Here is a 26,561-nt window from a genome sequence, read left to right on the forward strand (position 1 = left end):
CTGCGGAAAGCGAGAGGTGTCTGGACTGCGAACCTCCAGAAGAAAGTTGCACTTACGCTGAATGAAAGTAATTACGATTTCGATTTCTTGGTGTCATCGTTTTCTTATTTTAGGGGTGGCGAAGGTTGAATTATTATTTTACCCAGTAAAGATTTTTTAAACGGTGGCAAAAAATAAAAGCAGTCCGATGACTGCTTTTATTTGGCATATTCAACTGCTCTTGTTTCCCTGATTACCGTTACTTTAATATGGCCAGGGTAATCGAGCTCGCTTTCGATACGATTACGAATCTCCCTTGCAACTCTCAATGAATCAAGATCATCAATTTCATCAGGTTTTACCATAATACGAATCTCTCTACCCGCCTGAATTGCATAGGATTTCTCTACACCTTCGAATGATTCGGAGATTTCCTCTAGTTTCTCCAGACGTCTAATGTAGTTCTCGAGCGTTTCGCTTCTTGCACCTGGCCGTGCAGCGGATAGGGCATCAGCTGCTGCGACTAATACTGAAATGATGGAAGTAGGTTCTTCATCACCATGGTGGGAAGCAATCGCATTAATGACAACCTCATGCTCTTTATATTTCATCGCAAGTTCTTTTCCAATTTCTACGTGACTACCTTCTACTTCATGGTCAATCGCTTTTCCAATATCATGAAGTAAACCAGCTCTTCTTGCTAATATTACATCTTCACCTAGTTCTGCAGCAAGCAAACCAGATAAGTAAGCAACTTCTGCCGAATGTTTTAATACGTTTTGACCATAGCTTGTACGATATTTTAGACGACCAAGTATTTTCACAAGATCCGGGTGCAGTCCATGCACACCAACCTCAAATGTCGTTTCTTCACCGACTTCACGAATATATTCATCAACTTCACGTCTTGCTTTATCTACCATTTCTTCAATTCGTGCCGGATGGATTCTTCCATCTTGGACAAGTTTTTCCAAGGCAATACGAGCAATTTCCCGGCGAATTGGATCAAATCCAGATAATATAACAGCTTCTGGCGTGTCATCGATAATTAAATCAATACCAGTCAACGTTTCTAATGTTCGTATATTACGTCCTTCTCGACCAATGATTCGACCTTTCATCTCATCATTTGGCAGGGTGACGACAGATACAGTTGTCTCAGCAACATGGTCTGCAGCACAGCGTTGCAGCGCTAACGAGAGAATGCTTTTCGCTTTTTTATCAGCTTCTTCTTTCGCCTGATTCTCTGTTTCTTTAATCATAATAGCCGCTTCATGCTTCACTTCTTTTTCAATTCGTTCTAAAATAATTTGTTTTGCCTGGTCCGTTGTATAACCTGAAATGCGCTCAAGCTCAGCTTGCTGCTCCTCTTTCATAGCCTGCACTTTGCTTTCCATTTCTTCAGTTTGCTGTTGTCTCTCCGTTAAAGCTTCTTCCCGTTTCTCCAGTGATAATTCACGGTTATCTAGAGAGACACTTTTTTGGTCAAGAATATCTTCTTTTTGCGTTAAGCGATTTTCTTGTTTCTGGAGTTCAGCACGGCGTTCACGCAGCTCATCCTCTGCTTGCTGTCGTAATTTATGGTTCTCATCTCTTGCTTCAAGGAGTGCTTCCTTTTTAGCTGCATCCGCATTCCGATGTGCTTCTTCGACGATTTGTTTCGCTAAGTCTTCTGCACTTGAAATCTTTGCTTCTGCAATCGATTTACGAATCAGATAACCAACAAACAGACCTATGATAAGGATGAATACTAGCAAAAGGGAGATGATCAAAGGGTGGTCCATATTTTTCACCTCCTATTGCTATAAAGTTGTTGTACAATTCATTATCTTCGTCATGTACCCATTATCAATACAAGGATTAATAATTACCGTATAATTGAATAAAATTATACAATGTTAATTTTAATTGTCAATTTACTTATTGTCAAGGAAACTTCAGAACTATTTCAGAAGTATTTCAAGTAAAAGTCATATTGTAAGAAAGCAAGTACAAGTTCCACTTCCTATCCTCTCATACCTCTTACCAGAAATTCAATAAAAAAGCTGTCCTCCGATAAAAACCGAATAGACAGCTGCGTATTATATGTCAAGACTTTCCTGTTCATCAGATGACGACGATGTATTCTCTGTATCCGCGTCTGTGCTTTCACTTGCTTCAAGCTCATAATGACTACGGATTTCACGATTTACTTCTTCAAAAATTTCAGGGTTTTCTTTCATGAATTGTTTTGCGTTCTCTCGACCTTGTCCTAAGCGTTCTCCTTTATAAGAATACCAGGCACCACTTTTTTGAACGATATCAAGATCTGCACCAACATCGATGATTTCACCTTCTTTAGAGATTCCTTCACCATACATGATATCTACTTCAGCTTGTTTGAACGGCGGTGCTACTTTGTTTTTCACAACTTTTACCCTCGTTCGGTTACCAATCATTTCATTTCCTTGTTTCAACGTTTCTGCTCGGCGAACTTCTAAGCGGACAGAAGAATAGAATTTAAGTGCGCGGCCTCCCGGTGTTGTTTCTGGGTTACCGAACATAACTCCAATCTTCTCACGGACTTGGTTAATGAAGATGGCGGTAGCATTTGATTTATTGATTGCACCTGATAGCTTACGCAAGGCTTGAGACATTAATCTTGCCTGAAGTCCCATATGAGAGTCGCCCATTTCACCTTCAATTTCCGCTTTTGGTACAAGAGCAGCAACGGAGTCAACAACAATAATATCAACTGCACCGCTACGCACAAGTGCTTCTGTAATTTCAAGTGCTTGTTCTCCGGTATCAGGCTGCGAGAGCAACAGTTCATCTGTATTTACTCCAAGTACCCGTGCGTAAGTTGGATCAAGTGCATGCTCCGCGTCGATAAATGCTGCTTGTCCACCTTGCCTCTGAGCTTCAGCAATTGCGTGGAGGGCAAATGTTGTTTTACCCGAGGATTCAGGTCCGTAAATTTCAATTACTCGTCCTCTAGGATACCCACCAATTCCAAGTGCCACGTCCAAGGCTAAGGAACCACTTGGGATTGTGGCAATCTGTTGGTTCTGCTCTTCTCCAAGTTTCATAATCGAACCCTTACCGAATTGTTTCTCTATCTGTCTTAAAGCCATATCTAAAGCTTGTTTTCTCTCACTCAATGAAAATACCTCCTCAAATTATCTATCTCTATCATACGCTTTTTTTCACCGTTTGACAAGCAAAAAACGAATAGACGTTCGATAAATATCACACCTGTCCTCACCGTCATTTTTAAATTTTTAAGTAGAGCTGGAGGTTCGTTTCTTCAATATAAAGCATGAATAGAACGTAAATTACACTTTTACATAGTTAAAAATTAATTCAAGACCTTTCATAACTGTGCGGTTTCGGATGGTATTCCGGTCTCCCTGGAATTGGAATCCGAATGCTTTATCCTCTTCCCCAATAACGGATAACCCAATATAAACGGTTCCAACTTGCTTTCCTTCCACTTCATTCGGACCGGCAACGCCTGTAAAGCTGATACCGACTGAAGATTGTAATTTCTCTCTCACATTTCTTGCTAAAGATAGAGCGCATGCTTCACTTACCGTACCCTTTTCCGCTATTACTTGCTCTGGTACTTCCAGGACGCCCGTTTTCACCGCTTCACTATAGCAAACTACACCGCCTTGTACGACTTCACTTGCTCCAGATACGGAGATGAGCCGATCGGTAAATTTCCCGCCGGTAAGACTTTCCGCAGCTGCGATAGAGAGTTGTTTCTTTTTAAAGTGTTCAATAATAATTTGTTCAATTGTTTCATCATTCTCAGCTACAAAATAATCTCCCACTTTCAGGAGTACAGCGGATTTCGCTTCAGTGAGTAAGGCGTCTAGCCCTTCTTCCGAGTCAGCTTTTGCTGTTAAACGAATGATAATCCCATCATCTGTTGCAAGGGGAGCGATGGTCGGATTCGTTTGTTCACGGATGAGATCCTGTAATTCATGTTCGAGTGCCGATTCACCAATCCCGAGAAACTTTAGAATGGTCGAACGAATCATTTGCTCTTTACCTGTCAACTTATAAAGGTATGGTAAAATATCTTCTTTAAACATTGCTTTCATTTCACGCGGAACACCTGGAAGAAATATCCATGTTCGCTCCTCGTACTGGACAATCATCCCAGGCGCCATCCCTTGCTTATTAAATAAAACGGTAGCTGTTTCAAACACGCGCGCCTGCCTGCGGTTATTCGGCGTCATTTGCCAACCTGTTCGCTTAAACCAATCTTCAATCTTTTTCATCGATGGCTCATGTTCGACGATTGGAATATTACAAATAGCTTGGAAAGCTTCACGGGTCAGATCATCTTCCGTTGGACCTAACCCACCTGTGACAATAATAATATCTGAACGATCATGAGCCTGTTTAAACGTGCCTGCAACCCGGTTCAAATTGTCACCAACGACGACATGGTTATAAACATTTATACCGTATAAAGCTAACTGCTTAGATATCCACTGTGCGTTTGTGTTCGCGATTTGCCCTAACAATAACTCTGTTCCTACTGCAAGAATTTCTGCTTTGTATTGTTTTTTCATTTCGAATCCCTCATTACATGCCAGTTTTTGTAAAAGTAATCAACACCTGAAATCACAGTAAAGATTAGAGCTAAGTAAAGCATGATTGTTCCCAATGGGAAATTTAAATAAGAAAAAGGAAAATTATGAAGGAGCAGGATAATAATAGCAATCATTTGCGTTGCTGTCTTCAATTTACCCATACTGCCGGCAGCAAGGACAATACCTTCTCCTGCAGCTACTAAACGCAGCCCGGTGACAGCGAACTCCCTGCTAATAATGACAATTACGATCCATGCAGCTGCAAGATCCATCTCCACCAGCATAATGAGCGCAGCAGAAACGAGCAGTTTATCAGCTAATGGATCAAGAAACTTACCAAGGTTTGTAATTAGATTATGTTTACGGGCATAATATCCATCGACCCAGTCCGTTGCAGAACCAATAATGAATATAAGTGCTGCAATGAAATGGTGAACCGGCAATGTAGTGTTACCAATATCCCATTCTCCAAAGTCGAGAGGGAGCGATAATAATAAAATAAAAATCGGGATGAGAATAATACGAGATAGGGTGAGTTTATTAGGTAAATTCATGAGCCTTCCTCCTTGATGCTAATGCTTTTCTTTTTTAGTTTTCTTGATATTAAAATGATAAAACCCTTCCGCATTCGGTTGGAAGGGTTGAAGCATAATTACTTAGTGTTGAACCATAAGCGTTGATGGTCTTTTTCAGTTGGATCAACCGGATATTCAAATGGTACATCATTAATTGTTATATCCAAGTTGGGCGTGCTGCCGATATTTAAAAAGATTGATTCTTGGCCAGTAACATCTACTTCTACCGGTGAATTTTCAGAAGTAACAAAGCTTCCGTAAAAAACTTCCCCGGCACTGTTCTTCACATCGAGCCAAACACTTGACTCGGATTCAAATTGGAAGATTAACTTATCTCCGGGATTTGTAATGGCAACAGTCGATTCAGGCGGAGATCCAGTACCGACTTCTTCCACTTCAAAAGTTATTTCTTCTGTTTCTTCTTCAGTAGAATCTTCTTCCTTCTCTTCTTCCTCGGCATCATCCGTTGCATCATCTTCTTTGGCGCTGTTTCCTTCTGCACCTGAGGCGTCTTGGTTATTCTCACTAGGGTCCTTAATAATTACTTCATCCGATTCTTCAATCTCCTGCGGGTCGTTAGGTGAATAGGATTGGTAATAAAACCAAATCCCCGCCCCGATAATACCGATAATTAGGAGGACGACAATAATTTTAGGTAACACAGAAAAGAATGTTCCTGATCGTTCAGCTGCATTTTCCTTTGAGCGTTCAACTCGTGTATATTGGATTTCGCTCTCTGTTTCAGATTTTGGAATTTCTTCTTTATGTTCTTTTAACAATTCATCGGAATCGAGTCCAACTGCTGTTGCATATTCTTTAATAAAAGCTCGAGCATAAAACTTTCCGGGGAGCAGATGGAAATTTCCTTCTTCAATTGCAACTAAATATCTCTTCTGTATCTTCGTTGTTTCCTGTAAACTTTCCAATGAAAGGCCTTTTGCGATTCTCGCTTCCTTCAGCCTAGCACCCACATCCATAATTAACACCTTCCATCTTAAATATCAAACATATTAAAGCCACCACTTGAACCAAATGTTTGATTTTCAATTGATTCATATGTAATTTCTTCTTCTTTGTGGCTTCTTAATTCAATAATATAATCAAAATCATCTAACGTATATTCCGTGGCCTGAACAAATATGTCAGGATGTTCCACAACTTTTACAGCAGGAAGCTGCATCACTTCTCGAATGAGACGCCAATGCTCTTCATTTGCCCGTTTTTTTGAAACAACACCATCTATAATAAAAATATTGTCTTTATCATACTCTCCAGCAATTAATTTATTTCTTACCGTTTGCTTTATCATGGTACTTGAGACAAACAACCAGCGTTTATTGGAAGAGACACTTGCTGCAACAATCGATTCTGTTTTACCTACCCGCGGCATTCCCCTGACACCGATTAGCTTATGGCCATCCTGTTTAAATAATTCTGCCATGAAATCAACAAGAATACCGAGTTCATTTCTTACAAAGCGCACTGTTTTCCGGTCATTATCCGTATGAATATATTTACCGTGACGCACAGCCATCCGGTCTTTCAATTTTGGTTTTCGGATTTTAAGAACCTTTATAATATCAACGGTTTCCAGAATGGAAGCTAATCTTTTTATATTCTCATCCCGTTCAGAAAGCAGTAGTAGGCATCTTCTGGAGTTCTCAAGGCCATTAATCGTAATAATGTTAATTGAAAGCATACCTAACAGAGATGAAATGTCCCCTAATAAACCAGGACGATTAATCTGATTCTCATATTCAAGATACCATTCTGTTCTTTCCATCTTCCGGTCTCCTTTACAAACGGGGAATGGCGTTTGTATGAAATGATGAATAATCTATTTATACTATAAATGATTTTTTTAAAAGTGAAAAGCGAAATAGCGAACAAATTGAAAAAGAAGCTATATAGATTAACTATACAGCTTCTTTAACGAATTATCCATTATTATTTCCTTGTTGTTCAACCAATCTCACCATGGAGCTTGCAATTGCTTGTTGCTCCTCTTCAGAAGCGGCATTCCACAGTTCTTTCAATACAGCTTCTTCATTATTCTTTGCATCTACATTCGATGCAAGATAGTCTCCCACTTCTTGTGCGACGTTCGTAATGGTTTCATGATTCATCCCACTAGATTTCGCTTGCTGCAAGCGATTAGCAAGAAATCCTTTCCATGAATCGAAATTATCGAGAATGGACATTGATTTAGCCTCCTTTTTATTACAATCGTATGCACCTATAGTATTCAACATCTACTTCTGCTTTATGCACCGGAAACGAGTTGGCTAAATCATCCATCCCCCGGTAACCGGAAGAATCTGGCCGTTTAAATACGGTGTCGGACAATCCATAAGATAGCTTACAGCTTCTGAGACCTCATGTGGAGAGCCTGCACGCTTTAAAGGAATTGCTTCGTAAATTTCAGCCCTTTCCTCTGCCAGTAAAGATCCGTTCATTTTCGTATCGATGAATCCTGGACTAACTGCATTTACTGTCACGTTACTTGCCGCTACCTCTTTGGCAAGTGCCTTCACGAAACTGTTCTGCGCCCCTTTTACAGTTGAATAGAGCACTTCATTGCTCGCTCCTACTTCTCCCCAGATAGAAGTGATAAAAATCAGCCTGCCAAATTGATTCCTAATCATGCTTGGCAGTAACTCGTTCGTTATTTTAAGTGGTGCATGTACATGGAGAGTGAGCATCTCGGTAAAGCTAGCTTCATCCACGTCCTGGAATAAGCCGAATTCTGTTTTCCCGCTTGCAAAAATAATACTGTCGACCTGAAAAACAAGACTCGAAAGCAGCTTATTTATCCCCTCTCCTGTTGAGAGGTCAGCTTGGATAATCTGTAAAACCTGATCACTTGCAAATTCTTCCGCCAACTTAATAACGGAATGATTGGAATGATAATGAAGAATTAATTGATCACCTTTTTTCACGCGCTGTTTGGCAATAGCTATTCCGATATCACCACTTGCACCAATGATTAAAACATTTTGCATTATGTTAAGCCTGCTTGATCGTACAAACTGCAAGCTGGTCTTCGTTAATCCATTCCTTTAGAAACTCATTGACATCCGCTGTGGTCAACGCTTCAATTTGTGGGATGACATCAAAGAAATTAATACCGTGACGATGATAATCAATAAAATTGTTGGCAATATACTCTAGCGAATTCATGGCGCGAAGCATCTGACCGATTTTCTTTTTCTGCATTCGCCGAAACGCTTCGTCCGTTATTTCTGCATGAGTTGTTGAGAGTAGTAATTCCTTCACTTTAGCGGCAAAATCTTCTGGTCTTGCCGTGTTACCGCCAATTAATGAGTAGCCGAAGCTCGTTTCTAAATTCGTTTCAAAAGAGAAGCTTCCATCAATCAATTCGTCTTTATACAATTCTTGATAAAACTCGCCACCTCTTGCAAAGTAATGATCTAGGACCATCGTTGTAAGCAGTTCTTTTTTCAAAAATGCTTCTTTATCTAAATGGCTGCTCGACTCTTTAATTCCAACCGTACATTTCGGAATTGAAACCGGCATGTTGATTTCCATGTATTTCTCTGCAACTTCTTCCGGCTCATCTGGAAATTCTCGCTTGATTTCTGCGATATCCGCAAAGCGTTTTCCTGCTTGGTTTTCTTCAATCAGTTGGGACAACGATTCCGCGTTAATATTTCCAATGATGAACAAGGTCATGTTTTCAGGATGATAAAACGTGTTGTAGCACGTATATAAATCATCTTTCGTGATCTTCATGATGGAATCAACCGTTCCTGCAATATCAATATTTACCGGATGATTCTTAAACAAAGCTTGGATGGTACCCATGAAAGACTGCCAATCCGGCTGGTCATCATACATATTGATTTCTTGTGCGATGATTCCTTTTTCCTTTTCCACTGTTTGTTCGGTAAAATAAGGGTCCTGCACAAAGTCCAGCAGTATCTCCACATTTTTCTCAATATGATTGGTTGCAGCGAATAAATAAGCGGTCTTCGTAAAAGAAGTGAATGCGTTGGCAGAAGCACCTAGCTTTCCAAAGTCAGCAAATACATCTCCATCTTCTTTCTCAAATAATTTATGTTCAAGGAAATGGGCCACCCCGTCGGGTACAGTTACTGCTTCCGATTCACCAATCGGAACAAATCGCAGGTCGATGGAGCCATAATTTGTTGTAAAGATTGCATAAGCTTTCTCCATTTCCGGTCGTGGCATGAGAAAAACAGATAAGCCGTTATCTAGCTTTTTGGAGTAAATAACTTCATCAATGTCTGTATATGTCTTCTTATTCACTTACTTCTCCTCCTTTTGCAGTGAGAAGATATAATGTATCTTCCTCGATTCGTTCACCAACACGAATCACATCTTCTTTTGTTACTGCGGAAATATTATCAATAATTTCCTCCAGTGATCGGTCTATTCCTGCAAGTTGTTGCTGATAAAATAACTCTATAAGACCATGAGGATTATCCATTGTTTCCCGTAAAGAATGGATAATCATATCCTTCGCTTCATTCATTTCCTGTTCTGAAAAATTCCCTGCTTTCATTTCTGTCATTTGCTCCCGGATAATATCCCGTGCTTTTTCGTAATCTTCCGGCGCGATTCCGCTTAATACGAAGAGAAGCCCCTTATGACTCTCCACCTGGGAAGAAGCATAATAAGCTAAACTATTTTTCTCCCGCACATTCATGAAAAGTTTCGAACTCGGAAAACCGCCAAATAAGCCATTGAATACCTGTAAAGCAGGATAATCTTCATCAGAATACACCGTATGCGTACGATAGCCGATATGGAGCTTTGCCTGTTGAATCGGCTCTTCTTCTATAATTTCCTTGGGTTCCTTTACTTGTTTCGGTTCCGGGCGATTACTTGCTTCAGTTGCTGATCCTGCTTCCTGTTTAAAAATTGAAATGATTGTTTTTTCCATCGCTTCGGTGTCCATATCACCTACGACATAAATATCTAATCGATCCTCTTTCAGCATCTCAAGATAATAATTGTATAAATCTTCAGCAGTAATTGCGTCAAGATCTTCTTCATACCCATTCACGTGAATAGAAAAAGCTTCATTTTTACACATTTCATCGATTAGGCGGCCATTAGCATGACGAATCTTATCATCGCGAATCGCTTGGATTCTCTGTTTTAATGTAGCTTTTTCCCTTTTAACGATTGCCTCAGAAAATTGGTTGTTCTCAAGATAAGGTTCATAAATCATTTCGGCGAGCAATTGCAATGCTTCTTCTGTTACAGCTTCCTTATCAGGAAGATAGCGCTCATTTGCCACTTCAAGACGGAAACTCATCACATGCTCCTCGCCCCGCTTCGCCCCATCAACAAAGAGTACGGAGCCATACAGGTCATCAAGTTTTAATTGGAGCTCGGTCCGACTCGGATAATTCTTAGTCGCTTCCCGCAGCACGTTTTGCAATAATGCTCGTTTCGATATCGTTTCTCTTTTTAATGGTGCTTTAAGTTTGACGACAAAGGTTAATGTTTTAAATTTTTTCGTAGGTATAAAATGAATATTGTAGCCATTTTTATTAACGGTCTGTTCTACAATCAAATTCATGAAACAGCCTCCTATGTTCTGTGTTTTTACTCTTATTAAATATTCTACACATCTTTCAAACGTTCATCCATTAAAACATATTAAACTTTTTACATAATCTGATTCTATGTTGAAAGAAGTAAATTCTTTCCGACTCCACAGCGGGCTGTCCGCGAGGAACGCTCTCGTATGCGGTAACATCTGCATTAGCACCTCCTGTGCGTCGAGGCTCACCAGCCGCCCGCGGAAAGCAAGAGGTATCGGGACTGCGGACCTCCAATGAAGCAATTTTCATTTCATAAGAAAAAACTGACTTGTATGGTGGCAAGTCAGTTTATTGATTAGACGGATGGTGCTTCTTCTTCTGTTTCTGTTTTGGAAACGAGGACAGTTCGTGGTTTGCTGCCTTCGTATGGTCCAACAATGCCTCTTGCTTCCATTGCGTCGATTAACCTCGCCGCACGTGTATAGCCGATGCGGAAGCGGCGCTGGAGCATAGAAACACTTGCGCTTTGCAATTCAATGATAAGTTCCACTGCTTCTTCATACAGCTCATCATCCACCTCTTCCACCACTTCATTCGTTTCTTCTGGAATCATTTCCTCTTGATAAGACGCTTTTTGCTGGTCGATACAATGATCTACGACACGTTCTACTTCTTCATCAGAGAGAAATGCCCCTTGAACACGGACTGGTTTAGATGAGCCAACTGGCATGAACAGCATATCTCCGCGGCCTAATAATTTCTCCGCTCCGCCGGAATCGAGGATCGTCCGGGAATCCGTCTGTGAAGAGACACTAAAAGCAATTCGGGAGGGAATATTTGCTTTAATGACTCCCGTAATAACGTCTACAGAAGGTCGCTGTGTTGCAATGATGAGATGGATTCCAGCTGCACGGGCCATTTGGGCAAGTCGTGTAATTGCATCTTCCACATCATTTGAAGCAACCATCATTAGATCTGCCAGTTCATCGACAATAACAACAATATATGGCAGTTCAGCTTCTGTTTCTTCCTCCGTTGCTGTTTGATTATATTTTCTTATATATTCGTTATAGCCTTGAATATTACGAGTACCTGAATCGGAAAACAGATCATATCTCCGCTCCATTTCTGCAACAACTTTCTTTAAGGCGCGGGAGGCTTTCTTCGGATCTGTTACAACCGGCGCAAGTAAATGCGGTATTCCGTTATAAACATTCAATTCTACTTTCTTTGGATCAATCATCATCATTTTTACTTCATGGGGTTTCGTACGCATGAGAAGAGTTGTAATGATTCCATTCACACAAACACTCTTCCCGCTCCCCGTCGCCCCAGCGATCAGTAAATGCGGCATTTTACTAAGTTCTGTCATAATCGCTTCACCGGATATATCTCTTCCAAGGCCAACTAATAGTTTAGAAGACTTATCACTAAGTGTATCGTCCATCACTTCACGTAAAGAAACCATCGCTATTTCTTTATTAGGAACCTCAATTCCCACAGCAGATTTACCGGGGATCGGTGCTTCAATCCGAATATCTTTCGCCGCGAGGGCTAAAGCAATATCATCATGTAAGCTAACAATCCGGCTTACTTTTACGCCAGCTTCCGGCGAAATTTCGTATTTCGTTACAGCGGGACCTACATTTACTTTGGTGACTTTCGCTTTAACTCCGAAGCTTTGGAAGGTTTTCTCCAATTTCCTAACCGTTGCCTGTACTTGCGATTTTTCATATTGTTGACTCGTTTTCACTGGTTCACTTAAGAGTTCAATCGGCGGAAGAATATATTCAGGATTTTCACTTTCTGCCTGGGATAGTTCCGGCTCGTCTATGTCTTCCTCTTCTTCGTCTTCCTCCTTGTCTACAGCTGTAACTGATGCAGCTTTAGGCTTCTCTTCCCGGTAGCTGATCTCCGTAAAATCATTAATAAGAGGTTCTTCCTGCGCCGGGGTTGCATCCTCTATTTGCGCTTCGGAAGCATAAACCGGTTCATCCTTTTCCTTCCGATTCTCTTTATATGTCTGTAGCTTATCGCCCATATTCTTACCAAGCTTCTTCAAAGAGGTGAAAAACTTAGCTACAATGTCACCAAGTGAAACTTCGGTAATGAACAATACTCCGATAATAATGGAAAAGACGGACACAATAATTGCACCGGCATAGGAAAACAAATAATAAGTAAAAGCAAATAAAATGGCTCCAACCATCCCACCGCCCGTACGGCTTGATGGCACTTGTCCGCTTATATAGGAAATATAATTATCCCAAGTAGCGGCAAGCACGGAAGCATTCTGCCCCCCCTGTATAATTGGTTCATAGGTTTGGACATGTGTCAATAAAAGGACGCCAGCAAATAAAATATAAAACCCGACTATTTTTCTAGTAAAGTAATTTGGGTATCTACGTTTAATTAATAAAACAATTCCCGTAACTAATAAAAAGATGGACGCAACAAAATACCAAATCCCCAGGAAAAAGTGAAAGAAATATTCTAACCAGCCAGGGATAGCTCCGTCACTAATGGCACTTGCTCCACTGCCAAAAATGGCTAAAAAGATAAATAATAGGCCTAATAATTCATATTTTAATAGATTTGATTTTTTCTTAGATTTTCTTTTTCGTTTCTTTTTCGCCATTTTCTCACCTCGCACTCGAACATTTATAACCCACTGCATATTATATTAGTTGAGTTTTATAAAACCCTCACCTGATTGTTGGCAAGGGTTTGTCCGTTTAACTCATTTAATTATAGCATACTTCATCTCGTAATTTCCTATTTCAGGGAAGGTTTCCATCTATAATTTCATTGTGTTAATGCAAGGGGGCACCTGGTGAGTAATTGGCATTCAAATAATCATTCGGCTCTGTTGAAACTAATTGGGATAACTGATACTCTCCGCTTGGAAGCTTGTCGACATAGAACATTTTTCCTGCGTGGGTAATATAGGAGCGTTCCATTTGGGCTTCTTCTGGATTTGCAAATACCTCTTCTAATTGTAACGGTGTATAGAAAATCATTGTAAGATCTCACCTTCCTCACCTTTTTCCCCGATAAATTCGTTCATTTTTTCCATTGCTTCTTTTATTCCACCGACTGCATCAATCAATCCATGGGCTACTGCCTCTTTACCAACCACATTCGTACCAATATCTCTCGTTAAATTCCCTTTAGCAAACATTAATTCTTTAAAAGTATCTTCTTTGATTTTTGAATGATTCATTACAAATTGTATCACTCGATCCTGCATCTTATCCAAGTATTCAAAAGTTTGGGGGACACCAATAACAAGTCCTGTTAACCGCACTGGATGGATCGTCATCGTTGCAGTTGGCACGATAAAAGAATAATCGGTTGCGACGGCAATTGGCACGCCAATAGAATGCCCACCACCGAGCACAACAGAAACAGTTGGCTTCGATAACGATGAAATCATTTCAGCCAAGGCAAGGCCTGCCTCCACATCGCCGCCGACGGTGTTTAACAAAACGATGAGCCCCTCAATTTTTGGGTTCTGTTCAATTGCTACAAGTTGCGGGAGTAGATGTTCATATTTCGTCGTTTTATTCTGAGGTGGCAGCTGCATATGGCCTTCCACTTGACCAATGATTGTTAGGACATGAATATTCGATTCCCCAGTTTGAGCAATATTTGTTTGGCCCAGTGCTTGAATTTTCTCAACGATACTATCTGCCGGATTCTTTTGTTTCTCATCAGGGTTTAAATCTTTGTTCATAAACGGATAACCTCCACCAATTTATCATTACATATAGTATGTTCATTGGTGAAGCGTTCCATGTATTGAACACTCCAAAAACAAAGGTGCAAGTGCTCGTTTAGTTGCTGGGCGCGCTGGATCCGGACGTGGCTAACCCTGGATAACTAAATTATCACAGCATTTTTAACTTATAGTTTCTTATTTACTCCACTTTCGCACCCTGAAAATATTAAAGCAAATCATTCTAATTAAGCGTTCCTAACCTAAAGGGAGAATAAACCACAGTTGTTTTCCCATTAAAGTAAGGTGAACATGCTAATGGGAAAATAAAACTGACAGTTGCCGAGGAGGCTCAGCAGCCGCTCAGCAGGTGCGAGAGGTGTCGGGACTGCAGACCTCCAGATAGCCAAGGAATACATAACTGTTTTACACTGCGAATGTTGAGTTATTTATTTAAGGACGGGGACAATAATTGTCTTCCGCCCTTAAAAATAACTCGGGATTGCTTCATCTAATTTGAAGGTTTCATGGAGGATATTTACTGCACGTTTTAATTTCTCTTCGGGCACCAACACCCAAATCGTTGTGTGGCTGTCGGCAGCTTGTAAAATTTGAATATCATGCTTCACTAAGGCAGAGACAATTTGCGATGCTACCCCAGGTATTCCGCTCATTCCTGCGCCGACAGCGGCGATTTTTGCGCAATGTTCGGCCAGTGTTACTTGAAGATTTAGTTCTTTGAAAATGCCTTTTGCTTGTTGAAGGGTTGAATTTGGAAGGGTAAATGCCAATTGGTTTGGAGATATGTTAATGAAATCAATAGAAATTCCAGCTGCAGCCATAGCCTTAAAAATAGCTGTCATTGAATAATCCGGATTCTCTTTGCGGCTGATTTTCACTTGTGCAATATCAGCTTGATGAGCAATACCGGTTATTAGTTTGTTCTTTTCTTTTGATCCGTTTTTATCTTCTCTTAAGCTTGAGATAATTGTGCCATGGTAACGTTTATAAGTGGAACGGACATGGAGTGGAAGTTTCGCTCGCATTGCAATTTCAACTGCCTGGGGATGGATGACTTTAGCTCCTTGGTAAGCGAGATTGCATGTTTCGGTGTACGTACAGTTCTTTAGCACACGAGCAGATGTGACAAGCTTCGGATCAGCGGTCATAATCCCCTCAACGTCTGTGAAAATTTCCGCTCGGACAGCATCCGTCGCTACAGCAAGAGCTGCTGCTGTCGTATCGCTTCCTCCCCTGCCAATCGTTGTAACATCCCCCTTTTTTGTCTCCCCTTGGAAGCCAGCCACTACAATACAATCGTAAGTATCAAAAGCACGAAACAGCCGCTTTGGATTAACATGTTGAATTTTTGCATTCGTATGGTTTTCCGTTGTCATTATTCCGGCCTGTGCTCCCGTAAAAGCTGTTGCACTTATCCCAGCCTGTTTCAGTTCATTTGCGACTACGACTGCTGAAATAATTTCCCCGCAGGCTAACAAAAGGTCAAGCTCCCTATCTGAAGCATTTGTTTCGGGATAGTTTACCAATTGCAACAAAGAATCAGTTGCATATGGTGCAGGATTTTTCCCGAGGGCGGAAACGACAACGATAACTTTATAATCCGCATCAATTGCTTTTTTAACGTGGTAAAGCACATGTTTTCGGGTGTTTTCCGTCTGTAATGAAGTGCCGCCAAATTTCTGCACGAGAAGTTGCATTTCTTCACCTCTCTTTCCAATGAAATAAAAGCAGCTACTATTACTCTTCTGTAGATGTTTAAAGATGTAATTAATAGCCGCTTTGTTTATTTTTCTTTTTTAACTTCTTTCTATCACGTATTAACGGTCTGTAATATCCCCACCTTGAAACATGAGGGAAGCCCAACAGTGTGAAGTTGGGGATAAACAGTCCGTAAATCCCTGATTCGGTTCAACTAACATTCAGTGGGGAGGTAACGAATTCCCCACTGAATGAAGTTTCACTTTATAACCAGTTATTATCAACGACAGATTGAGCGATTTGAACAGTATTTAAAGCCGCGCCTTTTACTAGATTATCGGAGACAATCCATAAATGGAAACCATTTGCCTTATCCGGATCTTTCCGTACACGACCTACAAATACTTCATCTTTATCAGCTGATGATAACGGGGTCGGATAGACTTGTTTAGAAGGCTCATCCTGCAGGACAATTCCTGGAGCTGATTCGAGTACTTTCCAAAGATCCTCTACCGTCACATCATCTTTATCAATTTCAATATATACACTTTCCGCATGGGATGTGAATACCGGTAGACGGACACAGGTTGCCGCGACTGATAATTCCTGATCATGAAGAATTTTCTTCGACTCATTAATCATCTTCCACTCTTCCTGTGTGTATCCTCCATCGGAAAAGACATCAATCTGTGGCAATGCGTTAAAAGCAATTGGATAGTGCTTTTCCTCGGATCCTACCGGGAGTACGTTCGCTTCCATCTCTTTACCATTTACATATTGTTCTGTTTGCTTTTCCAGTTCGCTAATAGCATGATCACCGGCACCGGAAACGGCTTGGTAAGTTGAAACAATTATTCTTGAAAGACCAAACGTTTCTTTAATCGGGCTTAATGCAGCAACCATTTGAATCGTCGAACAATTCGGGTTAGCAATAATCCCTTTATGATCCTTAATGTCTTCTTTGTTCACTTCCGGTACAACTAAGGGCACACCTTCAGTCATCCGAAATGCACTTGTATTGTCAATGACGACTGCACCGCGCTCTACCGCTTCATTTGCTAATGCTTTCGTTACGGATCCACCTGCGGAGAAGAGGGCAATATCAACTCCATTAAAACTTTCCGGAGTTGCTTCTTCAATCGTCTTCTCTTCTCCTTTAAATTCGATTGTTTTACCCGCAGATCGTTTTGAAGCTAATACTTTTAATTCATTAATCGGAAAATTTTTTTCTTCTAATATTTGTAATATTTTCTTCCCTACAGCCCCTGTTGCACCGACTACGGCTATATTGTAAGCATTTTTTTCTGCCATTTCTCGTTACTCCCTTCGATTACTCTAAATATTTGTACTGTTAGCGTCATATTATATCATATAATTCTAGTTATACGAAATGAGAATTGGTTGAAGTTGATTTTTAGTCAATGCGAATTGGAGCGTTTCATGGAGGGACGGCCAATCGGCAACGAGGGAATTTGGTTTATTAAATGGATCATCCTGGCCAAAGGGAATAAAGAATATATTTTTAGTCGCCATTAAGCGCATTAAGTTAACTCCATTTAATCCGAGGGCATCATTTGTCGACACTCCTAAAACAACGGGAGAATCATTACGTAGCGTTGCTTTTGCAGCCATCAAGACCGCGTTGTCCGTAACCGCATTCGCCAGTTTACTCAAAGAGTTTCCTGTTAGTGGTGCAATGACCATACAGTCTAATGGGATTTTCGGACCGAATGGTTCGGCTTCCACGATGGTTGAAACAACTGTCTTACCAGTGATTTCCTCGATTTTTTTAATCTTATCCACTGCTTTACCGTGAACAGTATCGGTATGCTTGACAGCGTCTGTAATGAATGGATATACATCTGCCCCTTCTTTAACTAGCCGAGTAAGCTCTTTAAATACGAAAACATGGGAATGATGCGAACCAGTAATACCGAAACCGATTTTCTTTCCAGAAAGTGACATGTTTATCTCCTTCCTTCTATCACTTGCATAATCACATTCGCTAAAATTTTGCCAGAAGTCTTCGGAGCAACGACACCAGGGAGACTTTTGGCTAGAATTGCTTTAATTCCGCGCTTCTCAGCAAATTCAAAGTCCGTTCCACCCGGTTTCGAAGCAAGGTCGATAATAACCGTATGGGCAGGTAACTTTTCAATAGCTTCACGCTTAATAACAAGTGCAGGTATCGTATTGATTAAAAGATCACATTGGTCAAGATGGTCTGGCAGTTGCTCAAGGGGAATCGCCTGAAGGTTCATCTCTGTTATGCGGGCAAGGTCACTTAAATCCCTTGAAGCTACACTTACCTTTGCACCAAGACTTGAGAATTTATTAGCAATCGTATGACCAACACGGCCAAATCCAGTTACAATGACATTGGATGAATGAATCGTATAATCCGTATGCTCAATTGCCATCATAATTGTACCTTCAGCAGTAGGTATCGAGTTATAAATTGCGACATCATCCCGGTTAAGAAGCGGTACAAGTTCAATTCTATTATTTTCAGCCTGTTCCTTTAGAAAATCATTTGCTATTCCAGTAAACATAATTGCGGATTCCTTTAGATTTTTAAACCATTCTTCTGTCAATTGGAGCGGCTGATCGGAAAAGACCGTTTCTACATTACCTAACTCATCAGTTCCGGTAATTGGTAAAATAATTACATCCAGATCAGCGGGGTGAATCTCCGATAGATCGCTCTGTTTTAATCCTGTAAAGCTTTGTTCCAATTTATCAAACCCGATTAAAACAATTGTTACTTTTGGTAATGCTTGCAGCTGGCGGATTAATTCCAGGTAGCGAGCATCACCGCCAATTACAGCAATGAGTTGCTCCATTATTGCTACTAACCTCCAAACATCATTTTCTCTCTATAGAATATGATGATTGCGCCTTAGAGTGATTGTAGACTAGCCAATAAATGAAAAAAGGCTGATATCTTGAGATATCAGCCTTTTCCTTCCGTGAAATCCTCAGATTCCACAACAATCATATCTTCTCCAATTACTTTAATGTTTCGCCAACGAATGAGTGATTCATCTTCTTCTTTTTTTAGACCGAACCATTTATAAGACGGAATGATAAATGCTTCAATTTGTCCAGTCTGCTCATTGATCTCCAAATCTGTTTGTCCGAGCACGCCCAACTTAATCCCTTGCTTCACATCAATAATTTCCTTCCCGCTAATATCTCTAAGCCTCATGGATACCCCTCCCTATTCCAGCTTATGCAAGAAAGCAGAAAGTCATGAGAATAATGAGTTGGCAGGCTTCAATTGTTATTTGAAATTATTGCGATTGCTGGTTTTGACTTAAATACATGGTCGATTACGTTACGAACGGAGCTATGCGAAATGGCATCGATTTCTTTAATTATTTCATCTATTGACCGATGTCTTTTTAATAACAATTCATTTCTTCCATTCCTACTCATTCTGCTGCTTGTACTTTCCAAACTAAGCACAAGATTTCCCTTTAATTGTTCCTTACTATTATGTAGTTCTTTATCTGTTATTCCGTTATCAACAAGCTCAGCAATCGTATCATCAATCGTTTCCTGTAACTTTGTCAATTGTTCATTTCCTGTACCGGCATAGATTGTGAGCAGACCATCTTCAAGAAATGAAGCATGATAAGAAAATACAGAATAGGCAAGTCCCTGTGATTCGCGAACATCCTGAAACAAGCGGGAACTCATACTCCCACCTAAGACATTGTTTAATAAAATTAAGCTGTATGTAGATGAATCATTAATTGGTAAGCCTCGGTAACCAAGGCAAAGGTGAGCTTGTTCTGTATCTTTATTCTTTGTGATCGAATCTCCTACAAAAAGAGCTGTCATTTCTTCCTTTTTCTTACCCGGCCGAGTAAAGGAACCAAATCGGTCATCAATCAATTGGACAAATGATTCGTCTGCATTTCCTGCAATTGAAATGACGATATTTTCCGGAGTATACTGTTCATTCATATAGTCTCTTAGCATTGCCGGATGGAATGACTCCAATTGCTTCTCTGAACCTATAATCGGAAAACCCAGTGGGTGATTGCCAAAAGCAGCTTGTGCTAAGAAGTCATGTACAATATCATCTGGCGTATCTTCATACATTTTTATCTCTTCATAAACTACTTTCTTTTCCCGTTCCATCTCTTCTTCATCGAAACTCGAGTCGAAAAACATATCTGCCAGAATTTCTAATGCGAGTTCTTTATGGGTATCAAGAACTTTTGCATAAAAACAAGTATATTCCTTGGAAGTAAAAGCATTGATCTGGCCTCCAATAGAATCAAATGCCTCTGCTATATCACGGGCAGTCCGTGTTTTTGTTCCTTTAAACAGCATGTGTTCAATAAAATGGGATATACCATTATTTTCAACTGTTTCATTACGTGAACCCGTCAACACCCAAATTCCTATCGTGACGGAACGAACAGCAGGAATTGGTTCAAGCACGATACGCAATCCGTTCTTACTCTGATGTTTCTGAATCAATATTGCTCCCCCCTGAAATGATGTCAAATTATCGTTCTGTACTTAAAAGTGTATCTAATCTGCCTAATCGGAAGTCTTTATCCTTAAGGAGCGTGATTAATTCATCTAGCCCTTCAGCAATGACTGGTGTTGGATGCATTAAAATGATTGCACCAGGATGCACGTTATCATTTACTCGATTTATCATAACAGAAACAGATGGTTTCTTCCAATCGATCGTATCTACCGTCCATAAAATTGTCTCCATTCCTTCTTCACTGGCAATCTTAACAACTTCATCTTTAAAACTTCCGCTAGGTGGTGTAAAGTAAGTTGGAGTTTCCCCTGTAATTGCAGTAAGTATTTCATTTGTCTGCTTGATCTGTGTTTCGATTTCCTGATTATTCAGGCGCGCCATATCTGGGTGATTATAAGCATGGTTTCCGACAAGATGACCTTTTTCCACAATCATTTGTACGAGTTCTGGATTCTCCCTCGCCCACTTCCCTTCAATGAAAAAATTTGCTTTCACTTGATGTTCCTGTAACGTGTTTAGGATTGCTGGAATATGCTCACTCCCCCAAGAAACATTAATCATAAATGATACCATTTGTTTTTCGGGATGTCCACGGTAAATTGGCGCTGATTCTAGATCGATTAAATCAATTTCCGGTCGTATTTGATCAAAGATAAGTAGATCCTCTTGAAATACGCCAGCTTTCTTCATCCGCTGGTAGGATTTTTCAACATTTATGTCCCTGCCGTTCCTTCCGGGAGTCTTTTTATAAACGCGGTCAATGTAGGCGTTTTGAGGTGCTTCCTTATATTCTCCTGTTGCTGCTTTTTGCTCGATCTCTAAGTATAGTTCGTCCTTTTTTAAATTCGTAACAGGCACTGCCCCATCAATAAATGGATTATAATCCAATCGAAATGCAGCAAAAAGGATAAGAATGAACACTAGTACGTTCACATATTTTTTATACTCTCGCATGCCACCGCCCCCCTGCAATCAATATATGCGGCAATAGGACAAGGTATGCGAAACAATAGAAAGGGCTATTAAAAAAAGAAACTGAAATAATTACTCAGCTTCTTTTTGTTTTCTAAGTCATTCAGAATTACTTAACGACCGAATCACTTATTTATTTGCTTTTTCTTCCCGTTCTTTTTCTTCTAATAATACTGCTTTTCTTGACAGATTAATTCGGCCTTGTCGATCAATTTCTTTCACTTTGACTAGGATTTCATCTCCGACTGAAACGACGTCTTCTACTTTATTCGTACGTTCAATTTGCAGTTCGGAAATGTGAACAAGACCATCTTTTCCTTTAAATAATTCAACAAATGCGCCAAACTTCTCAATACGTTTAACAGTACCAAGATACATTTGACCGACTTCTACTTCACGGACAATGTCCTCAATAATTTTCTTCGCCTTTTCATTCATTTGCTTATCGGTTGAAGAAATATAGACACTACCGTCCTGTTCAATGTCGATTTTCACACCAGTTTCATCGATGATTTGATTAATTTGTTTTCCGCTCGGTCCAATTACATCACGGATTTTATCCGGATTAATGGCCATCGTCATGATTTTCGGTGCAAACGGAGATAACTCTGTCTTAGGTTCTGCAATGGTTGCAAGCATGGATTCAAGAATTTGCATCCGTCCTACTTTCGCTTGTTCCATCGCTTCTTCTAATATCTCTCGGGAAAGACCGTCAATTTTAATATCCATCTGTAAAGCAGTAATTCCATTTTCTGTACCGGCAACTTTAAAGTCCATGTCACCAAGTGCATCTTCCATGCCTTGAATATCTGTTAAAATCGTATAATCTTCCCCAGATTTAACTAGACCCATCGCAATTCCGGCAACCGGAGCTTTAATCGGGACTCCAGCATCCATTAATGCTAATGTACTTGCACAAATACTCGCCTGCGAGCTTGAACCGTTAGATTCCAATACTTCGGAAACGAGACGGATTGTATATGGGAAATCATTTTCAGATGGGATCACTTTTTCAAGGGCACGTTCACCTAAGGCACCATGACCAATTTCCCTTCTACCCGGCGCGCGGATTGGACCTGTTTCCCCAACACTATATTGCGGGAAGTTATAATGATGCATAAAGCGTTTTGACTCTTCTAAATCAAGCCCGTCCAAAATTTGGACATCGCCGAGTGCACCTAATGTACAGATACTTAAAGCTTGTGTTTGTCCACGTGTAAATAGCCCTGAACCATGGGTGCGCGGTAAGATGTGAGTGCGACTGGATAATGGTCTGACTTCATCCGGTTTTCTACCATCTGGACGAATTTTCTCCTTCGTAATAAGACGACGCACTTCTTCCTTCACCATGTTTTCAAGAATGTTTTTCACTTGTTTAATGGTATCTGCTTCTGTTTCTTCATCATAAGCAGCAATTACCTCTTCTTTCACGGCTGCAATCGCATCTTCACGCTCATGCTTTTCTTTTACTTGGATTGCCGCAGTAAGCTTATCTTTTGCCTCATGTTCAATTTTTTCCGTAAGCTCTCTGTCAAGCTCAAATAAATTCACTTCGGATTTTTCGATATTCGCTTGAGAAATAATTTCTTCTTGAAATTCAACTAATCGTTTAATTTCTTCGTGACCGAACATGATTGCTTCAAGCATTACTTCTTCAGGAACTTCATCAGCACCTGCTTCAACCATGTTGACTGCATTTTTCGTTCCTGCTACGGTAAGCTCGATATCACTTTTTTCCTGTTGCTCAATAGTTGGGTTAATAATGAATTCTCCATCAACTCTTCCAACTTGAACACCTGCGATCGGTTCCTGAAATGGAATATTAGAAATAGAAAGCGCAATGGAAGAACCGATCATTGCTGCGATCTCTGAAGAACAGTCTTGATCCACACTCATCACGGTACTGATAACTTGTACTTCATTACGGTAGCCATCAGGGAAAAGTGGTCGAATTGGACGGTCAATTAGACGTGAAGCCAGAATTGCTTTTTCACTTGGTCTTCCTTCCCGCTTAATGAATCCTCCCGGGATTTTTCCGACGGCATACAACCGTTCTTCATAATTTACTGTCAAAGGAAAGAATGGCAAATCTTTCGGCTCCTTTGATCCTGTGGCAACTGCCAGTACAGATGTATCACCATAATGAATCATCGCAGCGCCACCAGCTTGTTTGGCAAGTTCACCTATTTCCACTGTAAACGTGGAACCTGAAATCTCTGTCGAAAAAACTTGTTTTTCATCTGTCATCTAGTTTGGTACTCCTTTCAATACAACATCCTTATCATTAGTATAAGCAATTCTCGCTTAAAGCTATCAGGTAATTCTTTCTTCTAGAATATACGATAGCAGTGGGAGAATCAAACGGTACGTCTAATCAGAAGCGTAATGTCAATAATATCCAGTTATATAAAACAAAACTTCATTCTAGAGGAGTTGTTGTTCTTTTCCCACGGAATTAGCTTTTGTAAATCAAGGTGTCAGTGACCGTTATTTCCTGCTTTTAACCCTTTACCATTTTTAGTCGCGGAAGTCTTACGGACTGTTACACCATAGTAAAATGTTTAAAAGAAAAAGCAGGATTTCTCCTGCTTTTCTTTAAGCTTATCGACGTAAGCCGAGTTTTTGAATTAAATCGCGGTAACGTATAATATCTTTATTACGTAGGTAGTTTAATAGGTTACGGCGTTTACCGACCATTTTAAACAGACCGCGGCGAGAATGATGGTCCTTCTTATGAACACGAAGATGTTCATTCAGTAGGTTAATCTCTTCTGTAAGTACAGCAATTTGTACTTCAGGAGAACCTGTGTCCGTATCATGGACTTTAAATTCATTAATAATTTCATTCTTACGTTCTTGTGAAATCGCCATTTGGTCCACCTCCTATAGAATTTGTATAGCCCCAATCCCCTAGCAATCGTCGGAGTTACGATTTGCCAAGCGATGGTTTATCTACATTAGTATAGCTTTAACTCCAGATAAAATCAAGTTTTTAATCAATATTTTTTACATGAACTGCTGTTTCAGACTGTAAATGTTGAGTAATTTATCGGAAATAATTGCGGATTGTTTTTTCGTCGTCGGCAAGTTGTGCGATTAGTTCTTCTTTGCCGGCAAATTTCTTCTCATCCCGAATGAACTCATGCCATTCAATCTGTAATTCTTCTCCGTATAAATCATTATTATAATCAAAGATATTCACTTCAACGGATAAATTTCCTTTATCTTCTTTGAAAGTCGGGTTCGTCCCAACACTTGCCATTCCTTCATAAATCGCATTCTTGTATCGTATTTTCACAGCATAAATACCAATCTTAGGCAGAAGTGCTTCTTCATTAATTCGTAAATTCGCCGTAGGATAGCCAAGTTCCGGGCCACCGCGCTTTGCACCTCGAATAACGGTACTTGTATATTTTAAAGGGCGTCCAAGCAACTGATTGACTGCCGCTACGTCTCCTTGTTTCAACAAGTTTCTGATCCGAGTGGAGCTGATTTTTTCATCATCCAGTGAAACTTTGTCGATAACCGTATAATCAAATTCACCTCTGGAATATTCCGCGATATTCTGCATATTTCCAGATCCTTTATGGCCAAAGCTGTAATCGAAGCCTGCAACAAGATGCTTAATATTTAATCCAATTATAAAATGATCTATGAAAGCTTGAGGACTCAATTTCGATAGTTCTTCGTTAAATTTAATAATATAGAGTCTATCAACATTCATTTGCTGAAGAATTTCTTGTTTTTCGCGAAGAGGCGTTATATATTGCACATGTTCTATCCCCTTTTTCAATATGACAGATGGGTGAGGATGAAACGTAATTACAGCACTCTCCATATTTCTTTCTTTTGCTATTTCAACCGCTTTCTTGATTAATTGCTGATGACCTTTATGTATCCCGTCAAAAAAACCAATCGCACTGACTGTTTCGGGCATGTCCACTCCAGAAAGCGTGTGTGGATAAGTTAATTCAAATGTTCTCATATCTATTCACCTACTTTTTTATCAAGCTGAAATACACGAACTGGCTTTATTTCTTGCTTACTTTTTTCATAAAGCTGATAAATGGCCAATAGTTCACCGTGGTGCACCATCAAAAACGGATTCGTCCTCGGCAATTCGTCAGGTCGAGGCAGTTTTTGGCCATGCTGTACTTTTCTCTTTACCTGTTCAGATACTTCAATGGAAGATAAATGATCAACTCCGGATAGGAGCGGTTTGAGCCATGCTGCTCGTTCCGCTTCAGTAGCGGTTTTTTCAAGCTGTTCGAATGTTACTGCTTCCTCTTTAGTAAAATTCCCAGTCTGGGTTCTTTCAAGGAATGACATATGAGCAGGATATCCTAGCCTTTTCCCAATGTCGACACAAAGTGTGCGGATATAAGTTCCCTTCGAACAAGTGACTTGGAATCGGATCGTTTGATCATTTTTATTTTGTGCTAAGCGCTTAATGGAATATATCTCAATATTACGTATTGGTCGCTCGACTTCTTTATTTGCCCTTGCATATTCATACAGCTTCTTACCGTTTACTTTAACAGCTGAATACATTGGTGGGGTTTGCTCCGTCACGCCTAAGAAGGATTTGAAGCATGTGTCAATTTCACTGGTTTCAGGAAATGCATCAACTTCCATCGTTTCAACAATTTCACCGTAGCTATCTTCTGTTTCTGTCGTTTGCCCTAACTTTAATTCGGCGATATATGTTTTCTTTGTATCTGTCAAGAACGGTACAACTTTCGTAGCTTGACCGATGCAGATAGGAAGTACACCTTCTACTTCCGGGTCAAGCGTCCCTGTATGTCCAACCTTTCTCGTCTTGTAAATTCGTCTTATCTTCATAACGCAATCATGGGAGGTCATCCCTCTTGGTTTCCATAACGGCAGAATTCCGTCCATCTCTTTCACTCCCGTTCCATACAAGCAAAAGAATCATGGAAAAATCTGACTCTGTCCACTTAACTG

The 26,561-nt window shown here is 40.2% G+C and carries 24 protein-coding genes; all 24 read right to left on the minus strand.

The window, feature by feature from the left end:
- Positions 1–197: 197 nt before the first annotated feature.
- Entirely contained in the window at positions 198–1,763 is a 1,566-nt protein-coding gene (gene rny / locus WKU33_RS05465; RefSeq protein WP_156856450.1) for a ribonuclease Y, read from the minus strand.
- 297 nt (positions 1,764–2,060) lie between these two features.
- On the minus strand, positions 2,061–3,119 hold the full coding sequence (recA, locus tag WKU33_RS05470) for a recombinase RecA (RefSeq protein WP_336251664.1): 1,059 nt from the start codon (positions 3,117–3,119) through the stop codon (positions 2,061–2,063).
- Positions 3,120–3,293: 174 nt separating this feature from the next.
- A complete protein-coding gene (locus WKU33_RS05475; protein WP_336251663.1) occupies positions 3,294–4,544 on the minus strand; it encodes a competence/damage-inducible protein A in 1,251 nt (416 codons plus the stop codon).
- Positions 4,541–5,119, minus strand: coding sequence for a CDP-diacylglycerol--glycerol-3-phosphate 3-phosphatidyltransferase (gene pgsA / locus WKU33_RS05480; RefSeq protein ID WP_156856447.1), 579 nt, complete (start codon positions 5,117–5,119; stop codon positions 4,541–4,543). The genes WKU33_RS05475 and pgsA overlap by 4 nt, the downstream gene beginning before the upstream one ends.
- Before the next feature lie 98 nt (positions 5,120–5,217).
- Entirely contained in the window at positions 5,218–6,117 is a 900-nt protein-coding gene (locus WKU33_RS05485; protein ID WP_336251662.1) for a helix-turn-helix domain-containing protein, read from the minus strand.
- Positions 6,118–6,134: 17 nt separating this feature from the next.
- Entirely contained in the window at positions 6,135–6,923 is a 789-nt protein-coding gene (locus tag WKU33_RS05490; RefSeq protein ID WP_188858514.1) for a DUF3388 domain-containing protein, read from the minus strand.
- Positions 6,924–7,077: 154 nt separating this feature from the next.
- Positions 7,078–7,341: a DUF3243 domain-containing protein gene (locus WKU33_RS05495; RefSeq protein ID WP_336251661.1), complete on the minus strand. Its 264-nt coding sequence runs from the start codon at positions 7,339–7,341 to the stop codon at positions 7,078–7,080.
- 84 nt (positions 7,342–7,425) lie between these two features.
- Positions 7,426–8,142, minus strand: a complete 717-nt coding sequence (gene ymfI, locus WKU33_RS05500) for an elongation factor P 5-aminopentanone reductase (RefSeq protein WP_336251660.1) — start codon at positions 8,140–8,142, stop codon at positions 7,426–7,428.
- Between the two features lie 4 nt (positions 8,143–8,146).
- Entirely contained in the window at positions 8,147–9,430 is a 1,284-nt protein-coding gene (gene yfmH / locus WKU33_RS05505; protein ID WP_336251659.1) for an EF-P 5-aminopentanol modification-associated protein YfmH, read from the minus strand.
- Positions 9,423–10,712 carry an EF-P 5-aminopentanol modification-associated protein YfmF gene (yfmF, locus tag WKU33_RS05510; RefSeq protein WP_336251658.1) on the minus strand — a complete coding sequence of 430 codons (1,290 nt, stop codon included), beginning with the start codon at positions 10,710–10,712 and terminating at the stop codon, positions 9,423–9,425. The genes yfmH and yfmF overlap by 8 nt, the downstream gene beginning before the upstream one ends.
- 320 nt (positions 10,713–11,032) lie before the next feature.
- Positions 11,033–13,315 carry a DNA translocase FtsK gene (locus tag WKU33_RS05515; RefSeq protein ID WP_340453592.1) on the minus strand — a complete coding sequence of 761 codons (2,283 nt, stop codon included), beginning with the start codon at positions 13,313–13,315 and terminating at the stop codon, positions 11,033–11,035.
- A gap of 175 nt (positions 13,316–13,490) precedes the next feature.
- On the minus strand, positions 13,491–13,697 hold the full coding sequence (locus WKU33_RS05520) for a YlzJ-like family protein (RefSeq protein ID WP_156856439.1): 207 nt from the start codon (positions 13,695–13,697) through the stop codon (positions 13,491–13,493).
- Positions 13,694–14,413 carry a ClpP family protease gene (locus WKU33_RS05525; RefSeq protein ID WP_188858518.1) on the minus strand — a complete coding sequence of 240 codons (720 nt, stop codon included), beginning with the start codon at positions 14,411–14,413 and terminating at the stop codon, positions 13,694–13,696. Before WKU33_RS05525 ends, WKU33_RS05520 begins: the two co-directional genes overlap by 4 nt.
- Before the next feature lie 467 nt (positions 14,414–14,880).
- On the minus strand, positions 14,881–16,113 hold the full coding sequence (gene dapG / locus WKU33_RS05530; RefSeq protein WP_156856437.1) for an aspartate kinase: 1,233 nt from the start codon (positions 16,111–16,113) through the stop codon (positions 14,881–14,883).
- A 265-nt stretch (positions 16,114–16,378) separates the two neighbouring features.
- Complete coding sequence (locus WKU33_RS05535; RefSeq protein ID WP_188858519.1) at positions 16,379–17,425, minus strand: aspartate-semialdehyde dehydrogenase; 1,047 nt, start codon at positions 17,423–17,425, stop codon at positions 16,379–16,381.
- 66 nt (positions 17,426–17,491) lie between these two features.
- Entirely contained in the window at positions 17,492–18,079 is a 588-nt protein-coding gene (locus WKU33_RS05540) for a dipicolinate synthase subunit B (protein ID WP_156856435.1), read from the minus strand.
- A 2-nt stretch (positions 18,080–18,081) separates the two neighbouring features.
- Positions 18,082–18,957 carry a dipicolinic acid synthetase subunit A gene (gene dpaA, locus WKU33_RS05545; protein ID WP_156856434.1) on the minus strand — a complete coding sequence of 292 codons (876 nt, stop codon included), beginning with the start codon at positions 18,955–18,957 and terminating at the stop codon, positions 18,082–18,084.
- Positions 18,958–19,067: 110 nt separating this feature from the next.
- Positions 19,068–19,322: a YlmC/YmxH family sporulation protein gene (locus tag WKU33_RS05550; protein ID WP_188855759.1), complete on the minus strand. Its 255-nt coding sequence runs from the start codon at positions 19,320–19,322 to the stop codon at positions 19,068–19,070.
- Between the two features lie 68 nt (positions 19,323–19,390).
- The gene (locus WKU33_RS05555; protein WP_156855408.1) at positions 19,391–20,608 is read right to left on the minus strand and encodes a M16 family metallopeptidase; all 1,218 of its coding nucleotides are present in this window, start codon (positions 20,606–20,608) and stop codon (positions 19,391–19,393) included.
- Positions 20,609–20,636: 28 nt separating this feature from the next.
- Complete coding sequence (locus tag WKU33_RS05560; RefSeq protein WP_336251656.1) at positions 20,637–21,578, minus strand: polysaccharide deacetylase family protein; 942 nt, start codon at positions 21,576–21,578, stop codon at positions 20,637–20,639.
- A 147-nt stretch (positions 21,579–21,725) separates the two neighbouring features.
- The gene (gene pnp / locus WKU33_RS05565; RefSeq protein WP_156855410.1) at positions 21,726–23,843 is read right to left on the minus strand and encodes a polyribonucleotide nucleotidyltransferase; all 2,118 of its coding nucleotides are present in this window, start codon (positions 23,841–23,843) and stop codon (positions 21,726–21,728) included.
- 354 nt (positions 23,844–24,197) lie between these two features.
- Entirely contained in the window at positions 24,198–24,467 is a 270-nt protein-coding gene (rpsO, locus tag WKU33_RS05570; protein WP_156855411.1) for a 30S ribosomal protein S15, read from the minus strand.
- 175 nt (positions 24,468–24,642) lie between these two features.
- Positions 24,643–25,581, minus strand: a complete 939-nt coding sequence (gene ribF, locus WKU33_RS05575) for a riboflavin biosynthesis protein RibF (protein WP_336251655.1) — start codon at positions 25,579–25,581, stop codon at positions 24,643–24,645.
- Positions 25,582–25,583: 2 nt separating this feature from the next.
- On the minus strand, positions 25,584–26,495 hold the full coding sequence (gene truB / locus WKU33_RS05580; protein ID WP_340453602.1) for a tRNA pseudouridine(55) synthase TruB: 912 nt from the start codon (positions 26,493–26,495) through the stop codon (positions 25,584–25,586).
- Positions 26,496–26,561: the final 66 nt, after the last annotated feature.

It is taken from the genome of Oceanobacillus sp. HCA-5259 (genome assembly GCF_037892815.1).
Taxonomy (GTDB): Bacteria; Bacillota; Bacilli; order Bacillales; family Amphibacillaceae; genus Oceanobacillus; species Oceanobacillus indicireducens.